This is a genomic window from Stenotrophomonas sp. AS1, from assembly GCF_048957655.1.
In the GTDB taxonomy this organism is placed as follows: Bacteria; Pseudomonadota; Gammaproteobacteria; order Xanthomonadales; family Xanthomonadaceae; genus Stenotrophomonas; species Stenotrophomonas bentonitica_A.
The window spans coordinates 90,359-108,545 of the sequence record NZ_JARVXM010000006.1; the positions used below are offsets into that span (position 1 = coordinate 90,359).

The following is an 18,187-nucleotide window of genomic DNA, read 5'->3' on the forward strand; positions in this document are numbered from 1 at the left end:
CATGGCGCCCCGGCAAGCTCCGGCCGGAGCGCCTGGCAGGGTACTAGACCGCCGCGCCGGCTTGCCCTGCGTAATGCGCAGCCAGATGCTCCACCAGCGCGCGCACCTTTGGCGCCAGCGAACGGGCGTGCGGATACAGCGCGAAGTAGCGGCGCTCCCCGGCATGCCAGCCGGGCAACACATGGATCAGGCGACCGGCGCGCAGATCGTCCTGCACGGTCAACGCGGTAAACAGGCTGATGCCCATGCCGGCCCGCACTGCGGCATAGAGGGCGGGCGTGGCGTCCACGCGCAGCCGTTGGCCGGCCTCCACGCTGGCCTGCGCGCCCCGCGGGCCCTGCAGGTGCCAAGCGGTACTGGCCGCGCCGGGCTGGAACGCCAGCAGCGTGTGCGCCGGAAGGTCCGCCACCTGGCGCGGCAGGCCGTGCCGGGCCAGGTAAGCCGGCGCGGCGACCAGGATGCGTGGGCAGCACGCCAGTTCGCGGGCCACCAATTGGCTGTCGGGCAGGCTGGCGGCAATGCGAAGCGCCATGTCGAAACCACCCCCGACCACGTCCACCAGCTGGTCGTTGGCCGACAGATCCAGGCTTACCTGCGGATAGCGGGCCAGGAACCCCGACAGCCACTGCGGCAATTCCTGGCTGGCCACCACCTGCGGCACGCTGATGCGCAGGCGCCCGCTCGGCGCTGCCTGGCCCGCGCGGGCGCGGTCGTCGGCCAGTTCCAGCCGCTCAAGCAGGGCTACGGCATCGCGGTAGTAGTCGCGTCCGGCCTCGGTCAGCGAAAGCCGCCGGGTGGTGCGATCGAGCAACCGGACCTGCAGGTGCTCTTCCAGCTGCCGCAGTTGCCGCGACAGGGAGGAGTGGGTGGTTCCCTGCCGCTCTGCGGCCGTACTGAAGCTGCCGTCCTCGACGATGGCGCGCAGCGCGCGCAGGGCGGCGAAGTGATCCATCGGCAGTCAGCTCCAGGCGAGTGGCAGGACCCGCCGGATGCGGGCCTGCCCAGCTTATCAAGCGCCCTCGCCCGCCTCGCGGACCGTCAGGGCCAGGATCGCGTCGGTGGCCATGACATCGCCGAATGCATCCTCGATCTGCGCCAGGGACGCCTCGTGCAGTGCGCGGTGGCCGATGCGCGTGCCATCGGCCAGGTCGAGGTCGCGACTGGCGCTGGCATCGGACGCCACGAGGACACGGTAGCCGCGCGGCGCGGCAGCCGCGTCGCGGGCGGCCCCGACGACGCAGGCATGGGTCTGCAGGCCGGTGATGATCAACGTGTCGATGCCGGCCTGCTTGAGCACCGTATCCAGCGCCGCAGCCGAGGCGCCGGCGAACACACTGACGTTGTCCTTCTGGATGACGGTTTCGCCACTGCGCGGCTGCATGTCGCGATGGAAGGCGACGTTGACACTCCCCTGCGCGAACAGCGGTGCGCCCGCCGGCAGCACATGCTGCACGTGGATGACGCGGATGCCGTGGGCATCGGCGAAGTCGACCACGCGGCGGGTCTGGCGCAGTGCGGCCATGCCGTCGGGAATGACCATGCGGCCGCCGACGAAACCTGGCGCGGCACGGGCATCGAAGTATTCGTTCTGGAAGTCGATCACCAGCACCGCGGTCTTCGCCGCGTCGAGCGAGGCGGGCGCCGGGGCACCCGCCATGTGGCGGATGGTGGGATGGGACGGTTCAGTGGCAACAACCGGGGCGGTGGCAGCCATGCCGATCAGGCTGGCCAGGCCGAAGGCCGTGAGGTTCATGGGACGACTCCTGTGCGATGGAAAGTGGGCACAGGATGCGAGGCGGATGGCGCACGAACCAGCCATGGATTGACACATGATCTGTGCAGATTTCGAACAGACCGATCATGTGGAGTCGCGCCAGGCGCGACTGCTTTTCGTTTGGGCGCCCGTAAACGATCAGCCGCGCAGGGTTCGACTCGACGACGCCAGCGTGACGCCATTGAGCCGCACGATCACCGCGTCCTTTCGCCCTGGCACCACTTCGGCAGCGTTGCTGCCAGCGCGCACGGCACGTTCCAGGCCCGCCGGGTACTTCACCGGCACCCCTGCGAGGGTCTGCACATGCTCTGCCCCATTCTTGCCCCTGATGATGAACTCCGCGCAGGCGCCCTCCAGCCGGTACACCGGCGCCCCCGCCGGACATTCGATCAACTGCAGCGCGCGCGCTTCGCTGTGCCGCAGGTTGCGGATGCAGACCCCGTGCTTGCGCAGGCGACGCAACGCGCGCTGGGAACGGGACCAGGGCCAGCAGAAGACGAAGTAGATGCCTACGCCGATCGCATAGACGGCAACAGCCGCCACCACCCACACAGCCGAATCAGGCATCTGCAAAAACCCTTTCGGTGAAAAGCCACACTTTAAAACGCAGACGGGCCGTACAAGGACGGCCCGTCTTCAACAATGCGCAGCGTTGCCTGGATACCGCCTGGGACAGCATCCAGCAAGAGCGCCGGCCGCTTACAGGCGGCTGGCGATGGCCTGGGCGAAGCCCATGGTGTTGCCGGTGCCACCCAGGTCGCCGGTCAGCGAGTCCTTGGCTTCCAGCGTGGCCACGATGGCCTTGCGCAGGCGCTCGGCGTTTTCGACCTGGCCGACATGGTCCAGCATCTGTGCGGCGGCCAGCAGCAGCGCGCACGGATTGGCCTTGCCCTGGCCGGCGATGTCCGGCGCGGTGCCGTGCACGGCTTCGAAGATCGCCGCGTTCTCACCGATGTTGGCGCCCGGGGCCAGGCCCAGGCCGCCGACCAGACCGGCACACAGGTCGGAGATGATGTCGCCGAACAGGTTGGTGGTCACGATCACATCGAACTGTTCCGGACGCATCACCAGCTGCATGCAGCAGTTGTCGACGATCATTTCCTGGAACTCGATGTCCGGGTACTTGGCGGCCACTTCACGTGCCACGGCCAGGAACAGGCCCGAGGTCGACTTGATGATGTTGGCCTTGTGCACGGCGGTGACCTTCTTGCGGCCGGTGCTGCGGGCCAGCTCGAAGGCGTAGCGCACGATGCGCTCGGAGCCCTTGCGGGTGATGCGGGTGCCGGAGAAGGCGGTCTCGCCATCGGCCGACACTTCCTGGCCTTCGGCCAGGTACGCGCCTTCGGTGTTCTCACGGACGGTGATCAGGTCCACGCCGTCGCCGAAACGCGACTTGGTGTTCGGGAAGGACACCGCCGGACGCACGTTGGCGTACAGGTCGAAGTGGCGGCGCAGACTGACGTTGATCGAGGTAAAGCCACCACCGACCGGCGTGGTCAGCGGGCTCTTCAGCGCGATCTTGTTGCGTGCGATCGACTCCAGCGTGGCCGCCGGCATCAGATCGCCGTGCTTCTCCAGCGCGACCAGGCCCGCGTCGGCGTCTTCGTATTCAAAGCCGGTGTCCAGCTTGCCGAGCACGAACAGGGTAGCGTCCATGATCTCCGGGCCGATGCCGTCACCGCGGATGACCGTGATTTTCTGCGTCATTGATGTGTATTCCGAACCGAGGGGGGAGCGCCATCCGTGAGGTGCGCGAAGCGCGGGCGCAAGGGAAGTTTCATCGGCAATTATGCCTTACCCGCCCGATGGACCCCAAATGGGCCATTGGTCTTAGGCGGGCAAGGCAGCATTGCCCGCGCATTCCCCCTCTCCCCCGCGCCGTTGGCGCGCCACTTCAACAGAAGGGGCTGTGCTCCAGACACGCGATCGGTAATGCCGGCCGCTGGCCGGCAACCTGGGGTGGGCTGAAAGATGGGTAGCCACCGACCGTTGGTCGGTGGGAACGGGATCTCGAACATGAACGGCGCACTGCCGGGCGCCGATATCGTCGGGGCGCCCAAGCAGCCGACCAACGGTCGGCTCTACCTCGGTGGGGCCGGGTCGGCCCCGACCTCAATGCTCGTGAACGGCCGGCGCTTCGGCGCCGCCTTCGAGCTGGTCCAGGAAATCGACCGCGCGGCGCAGGTGCGGGATCACGATCGAGCCGCCGACCACCAGGCCGACCGAGAAGGTCTCGAAGAACTCCTCACGGGTCACGCCGGCGTCCTTGCACTGGGCCACGTGGTAGCTGATGCAGTCATCGCAGCGCAGCACCATCGAGGCGACCAGGCCCAGCAGCTCCTTGGTCTTCACATCCAGTGCGCCGGCCTGGTAGGTCTGGGTGTCCAGCGCGAAGAAGCGGCGCACGACCTGGTTGGGTTCGCCCAGGATGCGCTGGTTCATGCGCTGGCGGAACTCGGTGAATTCGGCGATGCGGTCCTTGCTGCCGTCGTCGGCCGCGCTCATGCCGGGTCCTGCCCGGCCAGCAACGGCTCCAGCTTGCCGGCACGGTGCAGCGCCATCATGTCGTCGTAGCCGCCCACATGGACCTCGCCGACGAAGATCTGCGGCACGCTGGTGCGGCGGGTCTTGGCCATCATCTTCTCGCGCTCGACCGGGTCCAGGTCGATCCGGACCTCGGTCCAGTCGCGGCCCTTGCTCTTCAGGAAGTTCTTGGCGGCCACGCAGTACGGGCACACCGCGGTCGAGTAGATGGTGATGGCGGGAGCGCCACCGGGGGTGGAAACAGCATCTTGGCTCACGGGAAACTCCACAGCGGAACGTTGGTCTGTATATGGTAGCGGTCCGCTGGATTTTCCACGTCACCGTCGCAACACTGTGGTTTAACTGCAGGTTGCACTGGCCCTGTCACGCTGTCGTCCGCCTTCCTCCAGGAGCTCCGTTTGCGCCCTCTGCTGCTCTCTGCCGCCTTGACCCTGGCCCTGGCCGTACCGCTGGCCGGGGCCCAGGAAAGCAAGCTGCCGGACATCGGTTCTTCGGCCGGCGAGCTGCTGACCCCGGCACGGCAGGCCGAATACGGCGGGATGATGCTGCGCGAACTGCGCAACTACGGGTACCTGCTCGATGACCCGCTGGTCGATGACTGGCTGCAGACCATGGGTGCCCGGCTGGGCTCCAACAGCGCCCAGCCACGCCAGTCCTACACCTTCTTCATGCTCAAGGACCGGCAGATCAATGCCTTCGCGACCCTGGGCGGCTACATCGGGGTCAATGCGGGCCTGGTACTGACCGCCGAGCGCGAGGACGAGGTCGCCGCGGTGCTGTCCCACGAAATCGCCCACGTCACCCAGCAGCACGTGCTGCGCGGCGTCGAGCGCGCACAGCGCGACCAGATCCCGATCCTGCTCGGCATGCTTGCCGCGATCGTGGCCGCGCAGCAGGCCGGCGGCAACTCCTCCGGTGACGCCACCATGGCCGCCATCACCTCGGGCATGGGGCTGATGCAGCAGCGCCAGATCAATTACACCCGCTCCAACGAATCCGAGGCCGACCGCCTGGGCATCCGCACCTTGGCCCGCAGCGGCTATGACGTGGATGCCATGGCCGGCTTCTTCGAGCGCATGTCCGCCTCGATGCGTGGCAACCAGGGGGGCTACAGCGTCCCGGACTTCCTGCAGACCCACCCGGTCACCACCACCCGCATCAGCGAGGCCAAGGCCCGCGCCGAACAGATGAAGAAAGACACGGTGCTGCTGACCACCGAGGTGCCCGGCGGCGTCCGCCAGGAACGGGTGAACCCGTCCGACCCGGCGTTGTCCGATCCGCTGGTGCGGCGGAGCAACCCGTTGCTGCCGGCCTCGATGCAGATTTCGGTCAACTCGCTCAGCCGCGGCAGCACCGGTCAGTTCGAATGGGCGCGCGAGCGGCTGCGGGTGCTCAGCGCCGACACCCCGGGCGATGTCATCCGCGAATACGAGAGCCTGCAGCGCGCGCAGAAGAACGGGCTGACCGAACCGCAGCGCTACGGGCTGGCCCTGGGCCGGCTGCGCAACAGTGCCGCCGCTCAGGCCAGCCGCGACCTGGCCGAGCTGCTGCGCGACCACCCGGACAACGTCTGGGTGGCACTGGCGCTGGGCGAGGCGGAGTCGCGCAGCGGACAGCAGGCCCAGGCCAACGCCCGTTTCGAGACCCTGATGCGCCAGCACCCCGGCAGCCGCCCGGTCGCGTTGACCTACGCCACCATCCTCAATGAACAGGGCGGGCGCGAGGCCGGCCAGCGCGCGCAGGCGATGCTGCGCCCGATGCTGTCGCAAAGCGGCAATGATCCGGTCTTCCAGCAGCGCTTCGCCCGCGCCAGCGAATTGGCCGGGGATACCACCCGGGCCAGCGAGGCCTATGCCGAGGCGGCCTTCCTCAGCGGCCGGCCGGAGCAGGCCCTGATCCAGCTGCAGGCCCTGAAGCGGCAACCGGACCTGGACTATGTGGGCCGGGCCCGGGTCGATGCCCGGATCGAGAGCATCACCCCGACCGTGCTGGAAATGCGCCGCCAAGGCATCGACGACCCGGAACTGGACCGCCGCTGAGGCGCCGTTCAAGGGGTCGGGATGACGGTGGGATGGCGGTCAACGACGGGAACGGCCCCCTCGTCACAAACCTGTCATGAAACCGTAGTCTACTGGGCTCAATCCCGATCTGATGAGCAATACGGTGGGCACGTGCAGAAACGCATCCTGATCGTCGATGACGAACCCGCGATCCGCGAAATGGTCGCCTTTGCCCTGCGCAAGGGCGACTATGACCCGATCCATGCCGGCGACGCCCGCGAGGCGCAGACCGCCATCGCCGACCGCGTTCCGGACCTGATCCTGCTGGACTGGATGCTTCCGGGCACCAGCGGCCTGGACCTGGCCCGGCGCTGGCGCAAAGAAGCCCTCACCCGCGAGGTGCCGATCATCATGCTGACCGCGCGCGGGGAAGAGAACGACCGCGTCGGTGGCCTGGAGGCCGGTGTCGACGACTACGTGGTCAAGCCGTTCTCGGCGCGCGAACTGCTGGCCCGCATCCGTGCGGTCATGCGCCGTGCCCGCGACGATGACGAAGACGGCAGCGTGGCGGTCGGCACGATCCGCATCGACGGCGCCGCGCACCGCGTCTTCGCCGGCGATCAGCCGGTGCCGATCGGTCCGACCGAGTACCGGCTGCTGCATTTCTTCATGACCCACCCTGAGCGCGTGTACACCCGTGCCCAGCTGCTGGATCACGTGTGGGGCGGCAGCGTGTACGTGGAGGAGCGCACCATCGATGTGCACATCCGCCGCCTGCGCAAGACGCTGGAGCCGTTCGGCGCGGAGAACATGGTGCAGACCGTGCGCGGCGCCGGCTACCGGTTCTCGACCTCGACCTGAGTCTCGTCGGGCCGGGACCTGGCGCGCATGCCTGGTTCCGGCCACTCCTGCTATAACCTTGGATCGAGTCCGAGGACCGCACCTTCTGCGAGACCGCAATGCCGCGCCACATCCGTTCTGCCTGGTTGAAAACGCTGGCCACCCTCGCCGCCCTGCTGCTCGCGGCCGGCTTGCTGGGGCTGGCAGTGGGACATGTGTGGATGTGCATCGCACTGGCCTCCATCGGCGCGCTGGCCTGGCATTACTGGCGTCTGCGCCGGGTGCTGCGTGGGCTCACCGCGCGCCATCGCTGGGACATGGGCGACGGCACCGGCGTGTGGAACGAGCTGGACCGCCTGCTCTACCGCAATCAGTGGGAAATGCGCACACGCAAGCGCCGCCTGCTCGACATGCTGCGCAGTTATCGCGCCGCCGCCGCGGCACTGCCCGATGCCGTGGTGGTGGTGGACCGCAACAGCCAGCGCGTGCAGTGGTTCAACGAAGCGGCCACCTCGCTGCTCGGCCTGCATCATCCAGGCGATCTCGGCGAGGCGCTGGTCGAACGCCTGCAGCCGATGCCGCTGGCCCACTGGCTGGCCGGTGGCCGCAATGCCGAACCCATCCTGGACGTGCCCTCGCCGGTCGATCCGGCGATCCGCCTCAACCTGCGCCTGATTCCCTACTCGCCGGACTACTGGCTGCTGATCGCGCGTGACGTCAGCAAGCTGCTGCGGCTGGAACAGGTCCGCCGCGACTTCGTCGCCAACGTTTCGCATGAACTGCGCACGCCACTGACCGTGGTACATGGCTACCTGGACATGATGGACCCGGAGGACTTCCCCGGCACCGGCCCGATGCTGGAGGAAATGCGCAAGCAGTCCCAGCGCATGGCGCAGCTGGTCGAAGACCTGCTCACCCTGTCGCGGCTGGAATCGCAGGAGCACACCGAAGCTGAGGCCGTGGCGATGACGCCGATGCTGGCCACGCTGCGCCGTGAAGCCGAAGCGCACAGCCAGGGCCGCCACCAGATCAGCATCATCGATACGGCCGGGGTGGACCTGCAGGGCTCCAACAAGGAACTGCACAGCGCGTTCTCCAACCTGGTCACCAACGCCGTGCGCTACACGCCGGCCGGTGGCCGCGTGGAAGTGGAGTTCGCCCGCGAAGGGGATGGCGTAGTGCTGTCGGTGCGTGACACCGGCTACGGCATCCCGGCCAATCATCTGCCGCGCCTGACCGAACGCTTCTATCGGGTGTCCAGCAGCCGCTCGCGCGAGAGCGGCGGCACCGGCCTGGGGCTGTCGATCGTCAAACACATCCTGGGCCTGCACCATGCCCGCCTGGACATACAGAGCGAAGTCGGCAAGGGCAGCACGTTCTCCTGCCATTTCGATGCCGACCAGGTGCGTGCGCGCACCGAGGTCGCCTCCCTTCCTTCCGCCGAAGACTTTTCCGCATGAGTACTCCTGTTCCCGTCGCCGTACCCGTGGACGGCGATCCGCTGCGCGACCCGGCGCTGTATATCAACCGTGAACTGTCGCAGCTGGATTTCAATTTCCGCGTGCTGGCCCAGGCCATGGACCCGCAGGTGCCGCTGCTGGAGCGCCTGCGCTTCATGTGCATCTCCTGCACCAACCTGGACGAGTTCTTCGAGATCCGCGCCGCCGCCGTGCGCCATGCGCAGGAGTTCGGCCTGCCGCCGGCGCCGGATGGCATGACGCCGCAGGCGATCCTCAATGCGATCCACGACCGCGCCGCACAGCTGGTGGACCAGCAGTACCGCTGCTGGAACGAAACGCTGCGCCCGGCGCTGCACGAGGCAGGCATCGACGTACTCGGCCGGCACTCCTGGAACCACCGGCAGAAACGCTGGCTGCGCGCGTATTTCCGCAACGAGATCATGCCGGTGCTGTCCCCGCTCGGCCTGGATCCCTCGCACCCGTTCCCGAAGATCCTCAACAAATCGCTGAACATCGTGGTGGTGCTCAAGGGCACCGACGCGTTTGGCCGCGCCGGGCACCTGGCGATCGTGCGTGCACCGCGCTCGCTGCCGCGCATCATCCAGCTGCCGGAGCAACTCGGCGGCCCGCAGACCTTCGTGTTCCTGTCCTCGGTGCTGTCGACCTTCGTCGATGAGATGTTCCCGGGCATGGAAGTCCAGGGGGCCTACCAGTTCCGCGTGACCCGCAATTCCGAGCTGGTGGTGGACGAGGAAGAGGTCGAGAACCTCGCCCTGGCGTTGCGCGATGAACTGGTCGACCGTGGCTACCGCCCGGCAGTCCGGCTGGAGATCGCGCAGGACTGCCCGCGCGACATCGTGCGCACCCTGCTGCAGAACTTCGGGCTGACCGAAAACGCGGTCTACCGTATCGACGGCCCGGTCAACCTCAACCGCGTGATCCAGCTGTACGACGTGATCCAGCGGCCGGAACTGAAGTACCCCGCCCTGAGCCCGCGCACGCTGCGCGACAGCGACGGGATCTTCGAGATCGTCGCGCGCCGGGACGTGCTGCTGCACCATCCCTTCGATGCGTTCACCGCGGTGCTGGATGTGATCAAGCAGGCCGCCGTCGACCCCAACGTGCTGGCGATCAAGCAGACCCTGTACCGCACCGGCAAGGACTCGCTGATCGTGGACGCGCTGATCCAGGCGGCCCGCAACGGCAAGGACGTCACCGTGGTGGTCGAGCTGCGCGCGCGCTTCGATGAGGAGGCCAACCTCGGCCTCGCCGACCGTCTGCAGGAAGCCGGCGTGCAGGTCGTCTACGGCGTGGTCGGGTTCAAGACCCACGCCAAGATGCTGCTGATCGTGCGCCGCGAAGGCCGCAAGCTGCGCCGCTATGTCCACCTGGGTACCGGCAACTATCACAGCGGCACCGCACGCGCGTATACCGACCTGAGCCTGATCACCGCCGATGCGGATATCGGCAACGATGTGCACCTGCTGTTCCAGCAGCTGTCCGGGCTGGCCCCGCGGATGAAGCTCAAGCGCCTGCTGCAGTCGCCCTTCACCCTGCACCCGGGCCTGCTGCAGCGGATCGAGCGCGAAACGCGGCTGGCGGCCAGCGGGCGCCCCGGGCGGATCATTGCCAAGATGAACGCCCTCAACGAACCGCAGATGATCCGCGCACTGTATGCCGCTTCGCAGGCCGGCGTGCAGATCGACCTGATCGTGCGCGGCGCCTGCACCCTGCGCCCCGGGGTGCCCGGCGTCTCGGACAACATCCGGGTGCGCTCGATCGTCGGCCGTTTCCTGGAGCACAGCCGGGTCTACTGGTTCGGCAATGACGGCGCCTCGGAGCTGTTCTGCGCCAGCGCGGACTGGCTGGAACGCAACCTGCTGCGCCGGGTCGAGACCTGTTTCCCGATCCTGGACCCGGAGCTGGCGCGCAAGGTCTACCGCGATGTGCTGCAGAACTACCTCGACGACAACCTCAACGCCTGGGAGCTGCAGGCCGACGGCAGCTACATCAAGTGCACGCCGGGCCATGACGAGCCGCCGCATGCGGCGCAGATGGCCTTGCTGCAGGGTCTGTAGGTACCGACCGTTGGTCGGTACGCGGTCATTGCCTGCCCCTTCGATGCGACCGGTCGTCGCAGCCTGCCCATGTGAAGGGCGCGCGGTGACTTCGCGACCCACCGTTCGGCTAACATTCGCAAATGCCGCATACCTCCACGACACCGCCCGCCCTGCAGGATGGCGACCTGCTCGCCGCTATCGACCTGGGATCCAACAGCTTCCACATGGTCATCGCGCGATACACCCTCGGGCAGTTGCGGGTGGTCGACCGCCTGCGCGAGACCGTACGCATGGCCGACGGCCTGGATGGCAAGGGCGGCCTGTCCGCCGAAGCCCGCCAGCGCGCGCTGGAATGCCTGGCCCGGTTCGGCCAGCGCATCCGCGCGATCCCCTCGGTGCGGGTCCGCGCCCTGGCCACCAATACGGTCCGCCAGCTGCGCTCGCCGCAGGCCTTCCTGATGCCGGCCGAAACCGCGCTCGGGCATGCCATCGAAGTGGTCAGCGGCCGCGAGGAGGCCCGCCTGATCTACCTGGGCGTGGCCCATGCGCAGCCGCCCAAGCCGGACCAGCGCCGGCTGGTGATCGACATCGGTGGCGGCTCCACGGAGTTCATCATCGGCCAGGGCATGCAGACCCTGGAGCGCGAAAGCCTGCAGGCCGGCTGCATCGCCAGCACGCGGCGCTTCTTCCCCGGCGGCAAGCTGAGCAAGAAGCGCTGGAAGGACGCACTGACCGAGATCGGCGCGGAGTTCCAGCAGTTCGCCAACAAGTACCGCGCGCTGGGCTGGCACGAAGCGCTGGGCTCGTCGGGCACGCACAAGGCGATCAGCGAAATCTGCGCCACCATGAAGCTCAGCAAAGGCGCGATCACCGCCGAGGCCTTGCCGCAGCTGCGCGATGAGCTGCTCAAGGCCAAGCGCATCGAAGACATCAATCTGCCGGGGCTGTCCGCCGATCGCCGCCCGATCATCGCCGGCGGCATCCTGGTGCTCGAGGCGGCCTTCCAGGCGCTGGGGCTGCAGAAGCTGCTGGTGAGCAAGGCGGCGATGCGCGAAGGCATCCTGTACGACATCCTCGGCCGCGCCAGCGAGAACGACCTGCGCGACGAGTCGGTCGCGGCCCTGACCCAGCGCTACGGCATCGATACCGTCCAGGCCGATCGCGTGGAGAACACCGCGATGAACCTGCTGGCCCAGGTCGAGGAAAGCTGGCAGCTGGACCCGGACGATGCGCGCATGCTCGGCTGGTCCGCGCGCCTGCACGAGCTTGGCCTGATGATCGCGCACAGCGGTTACCACGTGCATGGCAGCTACGTGCTGGAGAACTCGGACATCGCCGGCTTCTCGCGGCAGGAACAGCAGCTGCTCGCCGCGCTCGTGCGCAGCCATCGCCGCAATATTTCCAAGTCCGCCTTCGATGCGCTGCCCGAGCGTCTGCTGCAACCGGCACGGCGCATGACCGCCCTGTTGCGCCTGGCAGTGCTGCTCAACCGCGCGCACGAAGACACGCCGATGCCGAAGCTGGAATTGACCGCAGAGGACGCGCGCCTGTCGTTGATCCTGCCGCAGGCGTACATCGATGCGCGTCCGCTGCTGCGTGCGGACCTGATCGGGGAAACCGAAGGCATGGCCGGGCTTGGTGTGCAGTTCCGCCCCTTTGTTGCCTGACGCTTTCTGCCCGCTTCCAAACGTGCGTCTGCAGCAATTCGTGGACTGAATTCGCAGAACGCACGGCCCATGACGTATTTGTGAGAACGCCCTCACATGTCCTTCATGAACGCTTAACGAATCGATCTACTCTCGGGACACCGGCCTTCATTGGGCTGGATTTTTGAAGAAGGCGGTACTTGGGTCCGCCGACTTCTTGGACGTCGTTCCGATTAGAGAGAGAGTCGATCATGTCTTCATCCACTACCCCGCTGGGGCAGGCGATCCGCCTGGCCCTGGTCGCCGGCACCGCTGGCCTGGCTTCCACCGCCGTCCTCGCCCAGGACGCCACCCCGACCACCCTGGACCGCATCGAGATCACCGGCTCGCGCATCCGCCAGGTCGATGTCGAGTCCGCCCAGCCGGTGCTCGCGATCAGCCGCGCCGACATCGAGCGGCAGGGCTTCAGTTCAGTTGCCGACATCCTGCAGAACCTGACCGCGGTCGGCAGCCCGGCGCTGAGCCGCTCCAACGTGCTCGCTGCCGGCGAAAATGCCGGCGGCACCTACATCGACATGCGCAACCTGGGCGCGCAACGCACTCTGGTGCTGATCAACGGCAAGCGTCTGGGCATCAATACCGGCGGCTACCAGGACATCTCCAGCGTGCCGGTCTCGGCGATCGAACGCATGGAGGTGCTGAAGGATGGCGCCTCGGCGATCTATGGCTCGGACGCCATGGCCGGCGTGATCAACATCATCACCCGCAGCAACGTCAGCGGCGTGACCGCCAACGTCTACCAGGGCCAGTACGGCGAGGGTGATGGCGCGCGCACCAGTGTCGATGTGGTGGCCGGCTGGTCCAACGACCGCGCCTCGTTGACCTTCTCGGCCGAGCACACCGAAGAGAAGGGCGTCTGGGCACGCAACCGCTGGTTCAGCGAATTCCCGAACACCACCCGCCACCCCGGCGACAACTGGACCCAGCTCAGCCAGTGGGGCCAGATCACTGGCCTGAGGGGCCCGGGCTGCACCGCCGCGGCGGGCTGCAATTATTCGCTGGATCGCGGCGCCGACCCGACCAACCCGGCCAACTACCATCTCAGCGATCTGACCCCGTTCACCGGTGATGTCAGCAACGCACAGGAGCAGATGCACCTGATCTCGCCGCTCAAGCGCGATTCGCTGTTCCTCGATGGCCGCCTGGACCTGACCGATGACATCCGCCTGACCACCCAGCTGGGCTACAACAAGCGCACCTCCACGCGCCAGGTGGCCGGCTACCCGCTGCAGTCCGCCACCGCCGGTATCGGGCGGATGTCGGCCGACAGCTGGTTCAATCCGTTCGGCAACCACCACGGCTATGACACCCCCACCGACATCGCCTGGAACCGCCGCGCCTGGGAGGTTCCGCGGGTCAGCACCAGCGAGCTGACCACCTGGCGCGCCGTGGCCGCGCTGGAAGGCAGCTTCGAGGTGGGCGAGCGCTACTTCGATTGGGAAGTGGGCTACCAGTACAACCGCAGCGAACTGCTGCAGCGGTCGACCGGCAATCTGCACAAGGAACGGGTCAAGAACGCGGTCGGCCCGTCGTATTACAACGAGGCCACCGGCAAGGTGGAATGTGGCGTCCCGGGCGCACCGATCGCGGGCTGCATGCCGTGGAACCCGCTGGCGCCGTATGGCAGCAACGACCCCAATGGGCTGAGCGGCAACCAGGCCCTGATCGACCATCTGTTCCCGCCGGAAATCACGCGCGGCAAGACCACCACCCGCAATGCGTTCGCCAGCATCGCCGGTACGGTGATGACCCTGCCGGCCGGTGATCTGGGCTTCGCCTTCGGCGTGGAAACGCGCAAGGAGGCCGGTGAGTTCATCCCCGATGCGCTGGCCCAGAGCGGTGCCACCACCAACCTGGCCGCCGGCCCGACCGGGGGCGGCTACAAGGTCAATGAGGCCTACCTGGAGCTGAGCGTGCCGATCCTGGCCGACCTGCCGGGTGCGCGCGAGCTGAGCCTGAGCGCCGCCACCCGCCACTCGGACTACAGCACCTTCGGCACCACCCTCAACAGCAAGTTCGGCTTCAAGTGGAAGCCGATCGAGCAGTTGCTGGTGCGCGGCACGTGGGCGCAGGGCTTCCGCGCGCCGACCATCTCCGATCTGTATGGCGGCGGTTCGGAAACCTTCACCACCGGCTACCGTGACCCCTGCGACACCGTCTACGGGGCCTCGGCCAGCAGTGCCGAGGTGCGCGCCCGGTGCGCCGCCGACATCGCCAATGCCGACGCCTACCGCCAGCTGCGCCAGGGCGGCGTGCCGATCACCAGCAGCAGCGACCAGACCCCGGTGCCGTTCACCAACGGCTCCAACCCTGACCTGCAGCCGGAAACCTCGACCAGCCGCACGCTGGGCCTGGTCTGGAGCCCGTCCTTCGTGCCCCACCTCAACGTGGCGCTGGACTGGTGGAAGGTCCGCATCGACAACACCATCGTCAACGATCACCCCAACGACATGCTGCGCGACTGCTATGAGCAGGGCATCACCTCGCGCTGCAGCGGCTTCACCCGCGACCCGGTCACCGGCATCGTGGACCAGTTGACGTACGGCAGGCGCAACTCCGGTTTCCTGGAAACCGAAGGTTACGACCTGGAGCTGAGCCACCACCTGGATACCCGCCATGGCAAGTTGAGCACCGGGTGGACGACGACCTATGTCAGTTCCTACCTCGAGCGCACCACCAACGACGCTGACGTGGTGCCCGAAACGAAAAACGGCATCGGCAGCGGCTTCCGCGTGCGCTCCAACCTGACCCTGGGCTGGGACGTGGGCAACTTCGGCGCCAGCTGGACCGCCCGCTACTACTCCGGCGTCAAGGAACGCTGCATCAACGCACGAGCCCGACCGGACGAGTGCTCCGACCCCGGCGTGCAGGCCCCGTGGTATGCCGGCTCGCGTGACTACAACGAGCGCGGCTCGGTCACCTTCCACGACGTGCAGTTCCGCTACTCCCTGCCTTGGGACGCGACCGTCTCGGTCGGTGCCAACAACGTGTTCGAGAAGTACGGCCCGATCATGTACACCCAGCCGAACTCGGCCTTCTCGTACTACGGCGGTTACGACATCGGCCGCTTCCTGTACATGAAGTACCAGCAGCGTTTCTGATCGCCGCCCGGTAACCTCGCTCGATCACCACGGCCCTTCGGGGCCGTGGTGTTTTTCTGCCGGCGTGCGCGTCATGCCGGCGTCATACGGCGGTCATGTCGGCTACATCGCCCGGCCCCAGCATGCGTGGCATACCGGAGGCCCGCCATGCGCTATGCCATCGTCACCGAAACCTATCCCCCGGAAGTCAACGGCGTCGCCCTGACCGTGCAGGGCCTGGAACTGGGGCTGCGTGCCGCCGGCCACCAGGTGGATCTGGTCCGGCCCCGGCAACCGTCCGATGTGGACGCCGCCGAAGGCACCGTCCTGGTCACCGGCGCCAACCTGCCGCGCTACCCCGGCCTGCGCTTCGGCCTGCCCGCGCCCGCCCGTTTGAGCCGCCAGTGGCAGCAGCAGCGGCCGGACGCGATCTACATCGCCACGGAAGGCCCACTGGGCTGGTCGGCACTGCGCACCGCGCGACGCCTCGGCATTCCGGTCGCGACCGGCTTCCATACCCGCTTTGACGAGTACCTGCCCGACTACGGCGTGGCCTGGCTGCAGGCCGCCGCGCTGCGCTGGATGCGCCGCTTCCACAACCAGGCCGATGCGACGCTGGTGCCGACCCAGGAGCTGCAGCAGTTCCTCGGCGAACAGGGCTTCGACCGCGTCCGTCTGCTGGCGCGCGCGGTGGACAGCAGCCAGTTCGAACCCGAGCGGCGCGACCCGGCGCTGCGCGAGGAATGGGGCATCGACGGCAACGGATTCGCGGCGATCCATGTCGGCCGCATCGCCCCGGAGAAGAATCTCGGGCTGGCGGTCAAAGCGTTCCGCCGCCTGCAGCAGGTACGCCCGAAGGCGCGCTTCATCTTCGTCGGCGATGGCCCAGCGCGCGCCAGGCTGGCCCACGACAACCCGGACTTCATCTTCTGCGGCGTGCAGCGCGGCGACGCGCTGGCGCGGCATTTCGCCAGCGGCGATCTGTTCCTGTTCCCCAGCCGCAGCGAGACCTTCGGCAACGTGACCCTTGAAGCCATGGCCAGCGGACTGGCCACGGTCGCCTTCGACTACGGCGCCGCCCGCGAATACCTGCGTACCGATGAGAACGGCATCGCCGTAAATGACGACAGCGAGTTTGTGACGGCCGCCGTGCAGCTGGCCGGCGACGATACGTTGCGCCACCGGCTCGGCCGGAATGCCGCCACGGCGATGAAGCGCCTGCATCCGCAGCACGTGGTCGCCGAGTTCGATGCGCTGCTCGCTGAACTGGCCCACGCCCGGAGGGCACATGCCGACCACGCCGCTTGACGCCCTGCGTGGCCGCGAAACGCGCTGGTGCCGCCGCGCCAACCACTATTGCCGGCACCGCCGGATCCGCCATGCCTTCGCGGTGATCAGCCGCCTGGGCGACGGCGCCTTCTGGTACGCACTGATGGGTGCGCTGGTGCTGCTGGATGGCTTGGACGGCCTGCGTGCCTCGCTGCACATGGCCGCCACCGGCTTGATGGCCCTGCTGCTGTACAAGGGCCTCAAACGCTGGACGCGACGCCCGCGGCCCTACGCCGCCGACCTGCGCATCCGCGCCTGGGTGGCGCCGCTGGACGAGTTCAGTTTCCCGTCCGGGCACACCCTGCACGCGGTGTCCTTCACGATCGTGGCACTGGCCTATTACCCGTGGCTGGCCCCGGTGCTCGTGCCCTTTACGATGCTGATCGGGCTGTCGCGGGTCGTGCTGGGGCTGCATTACCCCAGCGATGTGCTGGCCGCGACCGGGATTGCCGCCCTGCTGGCGGCGGCCAGCCTGCAGTGGCTGCCGCTGTAGCGGCCATGGCCGTGCTGCGTTGACGCAGCCAGGCGCTTCACCCTGCAGCGATGCCTCGCCCGTGATCCCGTTTTACAATGCGTGCATGACCACGCTGTTCATCTCCGATCTGCACCTGGACCCGAGTCGTCCAGCCATCACCGACCTGTTCCTGGCGTTCCTGCGCGATGAAGCGATGCAGGCCGATGCCCTGTACATCCTGGGCGATCTGTTCGAAGCCTGGATCGGCGATGACACGCCCTCCCCGGCCGCCGATGCGGTCGCGGTCGCGCTGCATGCCGTGGTCGACGCCGGCGTGCCGGTGTACTTCATCCGAGGCAACCGCGATTTCCTGGTCGGCGAGGACTATGCGCGCCGCGCGGGATTCACGATCCTGCCCGACCCGAGTGTGATCGATCTGTACGGCCGCCCGGTGCTGCTGCAGCATGGCGACCTGCTGTGCACCGACGACATCGCTTACCAGCAGTTCCGCGCGCAGACTCGCGACCCGGTGTTCCAGGCGCAGTTCCTGTCGCAGCCGCTGGCCGCGCGCATTGCCTTCGCGCAGAAGGCCCGCGATGCCAGCCAGGCGCGCCAGTCGGAAATGAAGCAGGGGGACCGTGCCCAGTTCGAGACCGTCACCGATGTCGCGCCGGCAGAAGTGGACGCCACCTTCGGCCGCTACGGCGTGGACACCATGATCCACGGCCATACCCACCGCCCCGCCATCCATGCGCTGCAGGCCGGGGGCCGCGATTGCACGCGTATCGTGCTGGGCGACTGGTACGAACAGGGCTCGGTGCTGCGCGTCACCCCGGACGGCTGGACCCTGGATTCGCTGGCGAGCTGACGCCGGCAGCGGCCCTGCCTGCCGTGCTGTTCCGGCGCGGGGCTTCCGCGCTACCTTAGCCGGGCATCCTCG

Annotated in this window: 15 protein-coding genes; 9 read left to right on the plus strand and 6 right to left on the minus strand. The window is 67.6% G+C overall.

What is annotated here, in order from left to right:
• Positions 1-43: 43 nt before the first annotated feature.
• The 6 genes from PV764_RS09335 to grxC all read right to left on the minus strand — a co-directional run bounded on the left by PV764_RS09335 (position 44) and on the right by grxC (position 4,575).
• Entirely contained in the window at positions 44-952 is a 909-nt protein-coding gene (locus PV764_RS09335) for a LysR family transcriptional regulator (protein WP_421116519.1), read from the minus strand.
• Between the two features lie 57 nt (positions 953-1,009).
• Entirely contained in the window at positions 1,010-1,753 is a 744-nt protein-coding gene (locus PV764_RS09340; protein WP_421116520.1) for a cysteine hydrolase family protein, read from the minus strand.
• Between the two features lie 159 nt (positions 1,754-1,912).
• A complete protein-coding gene (locus PV764_RS09345) occupies positions 1,913-2,347 on the minus strand; it encodes a hypothetical protein (RefSeq protein ID WP_421116521.1) in 435 nt (144 codons plus the stop codon).
• Between the two features lie 126 nt (positions 2,348-2,473).
• Positions 2,474-3,481, minus strand: coding sequence for an isocitrate dehydrogenase (locus tag PV764_RS09350; RefSeq protein ID WP_019185811.1), 1,008 nt, complete (start codon positions 3,479-3,481; stop codon positions 2,474-2,476).
• 405 nt (positions 3,482-3,886) lie between these two features.
• Entirely contained in the window at positions 3,887-4,279 is a 393-nt protein-coding gene (locus tag PV764_RS09355) for a carboxymuconolactone decarboxylase family protein (RefSeq protein ID WP_019185812.1), read from the minus strand.
• Positions 4,276-4,575 (minus strand): glutaredoxin 3, encoded by a 300-nt coding sequence (gene grxC, locus PV764_RS09360; RefSeq protein ID WP_019185813.1) that lies wholly within the window; start codon positions 4,573-4,575, stop codon positions 4,276-4,278. The genes PV764_RS09355 and grxC overlap by 4 nt, the downstream gene beginning before the upstream one ends.
• A 141-nt stretch (positions 4,576-4,716) precedes the next feature.
• Between grxC and PV764_RS09365 the strand changes: the two genes are divergently transcribed.
• The 9 genes from PV764_RS09365 to lpxH all read left to right on the plus strand — a co-directional run bounded on the left by PV764_RS09365 (position 4,717) and on the right by lpxH (position 18,115).
• On the plus strand, positions 4,717-6,357 hold the full coding sequence (locus PV764_RS09365) for a M48 family metalloprotease (protein WP_070426710.1): 1,641 nt from the start codon (positions 4,717-4,719) through the stop codon (positions 6,355-6,357).
• A gap of 132 nt (positions 6,358-6,489) precedes the next feature.
• Complete coding sequence (gene phoB / locus PV764_RS09370; protein WP_019185815.1) at positions 6,490-7,179, plus strand: phosphate regulon transcriptional regulator PhoB; 690 nt, start codon at positions 6,490-6,492, stop codon at positions 7,177-7,179.
• 98 nt (positions 7,180-7,277) lie between these two features.
• Positions 7,278-8,618, plus strand: a complete 1,341-nt coding sequence (phoR, locus tag PV764_RS09375; protein WP_399622076.1) for a phosphate regulon sensor histidine kinase PhoR — start codon at positions 7,278-7,280, stop codon at positions 8,616-8,618.
• Positions 8,615-10,696, plus strand: a complete 2,082-nt coding sequence (gene ppk1, locus PV764_RS09380) for a polyphosphate kinase 1 (protein ID WP_046272386.1) — start codon at positions 8,615-8,617, stop codon at positions 10,694-10,696. Before phoR ends, ppk1 begins: the two co-directional genes overlap by 4 nt.
• Before the next feature lie 122 nt (positions 10,697-10,818).
• Complete coding sequence (ppx, locus tag PV764_RS09385; RefSeq protein WP_019185818.1) at positions 10,819-12,345, plus strand: exopolyphosphatase; 1,527 nt, start codon at positions 10,819-10,821, stop codon at positions 12,343-12,345.
• A 230-nt stretch (positions 12,346-12,575) separates the two neighbouring features.
• On the plus strand, positions 12,576-15,485 hold the full coding sequence (locus PV764_RS09390; RefSeq protein ID WP_421116522.1) for a TonB-dependent receptor plug domain-containing protein: 2,910 nt from the start codon (positions 12,576-12,578) through the stop codon (positions 15,483-15,485).
• A gap of 147 nt (positions 15,486-15,632) precedes the next feature.
• On the plus strand, positions 15,633-16,772 hold the full coding sequence (locus tag PV764_RS09395; protein ID WP_046272388.1) for a glycosyltransferase family 4 protein: 1,140 nt from the start codon (positions 15,633-15,635) through the stop codon (positions 16,770-16,772).
• Positions 16,753-17,286, plus strand: a complete 534-nt coding sequence (locus PV764_RS09400; RefSeq protein WP_019185821.1) for a phosphatase PAP2 family protein — start codon at positions 16,753-16,755, stop codon at positions 17,284-17,286. The genes PV764_RS09395 and PV764_RS09400 overlap by 20 nt, the downstream gene beginning before the upstream one ends.
• Before the next feature lie 85 nt (positions 17,287-17,371).
• Positions 17,372-18,115 carry a UDP-2,3-diacylglucosamine diphosphatase gene (lpxH, locus tag PV764_RS09405; protein ID WP_421116523.1) on the plus strand — a complete coding sequence of 248 codons (744 nt, stop codon included), beginning with the start codon at positions 17,372-17,374 and terminating at the stop codon, positions 18,113-18,115.
• The last annotated feature ends 72 nt before the right edge of the window (positions 18,116-18,187 follow it).

Coding starts and splice junctions, on each gene's coding strand:
- PV764_RS09335 (WP_421116519.1), bottom strand. CDS start 952: ATGGATCACTTCGCCGCCCTGCGCGCGCTGCGCGCCATCGTCGAGGAC.
- PV764_RS09340 (WP_421116520.1), bottom strand. CDS start 1,753: ATGAACCTCACGGCCTTCGGCCTGGCCAGCCTGATCGGCATGGCTGCC.
- PV764_RS09350 (WP_019185811.1), bottom strand. CDS start 3,481: ATGACGCAGAAAATCACGGTCATCCGCGGTGACGGCATCGGCCCGGAG.
- PV764_RS09355 (WP_019185812.1), bottom strand. CDS start 4,279: ATGAGCGCGGCCGACGACGGCAGCAAGGACCGCATCGCCGAATTCACC.
- phoR (WP_399622076.1), top strand. CDS start 7,278: ATGCCGCGCCACATCCGTTCTGCCTGGTTGAAAACGCTGGCCACCCTC.
- ppk1 (WP_046272386.1), top strand. CDS start 8,615: ATGAGTACTCCTGTTCCCGTCGCCGTACCCGTGGACGGCGATCCGCTG.
- ppx (WP_019185818.1), top strand. CDS start 10,819: ATGCCGCATACCTCCACGACACCGCCCGCCCTGCAGGATGGCGACCTG.
- PV764_RS09390 (WP_421116522.1), top strand. CDS start 12,576: ATGTCTTCATCCACTACCCCGCTGGGGCAGGCGATCCGCCTGGCCCTG.
- PV764_RS09395 (WP_046272388.1), top strand. CDS start 15,633: ATGCGCTATGCCATCGTCACCGAAACCTATCCCCCGGAAGTCAACGGC.
- PV764_RS09400 (WP_019185821.1), top strand. CDS start 16,753: ATGCCGACCACGCCGCTTGACGCCCTGCGTGGCCGCGAAACGCGCTGG.
- lpxH (WP_421116523.1), top strand. CDS start 17,372: ATGACCACGCTGTTCATCTCCGATCTGCACCTGGACCCGAGTCGTCCA.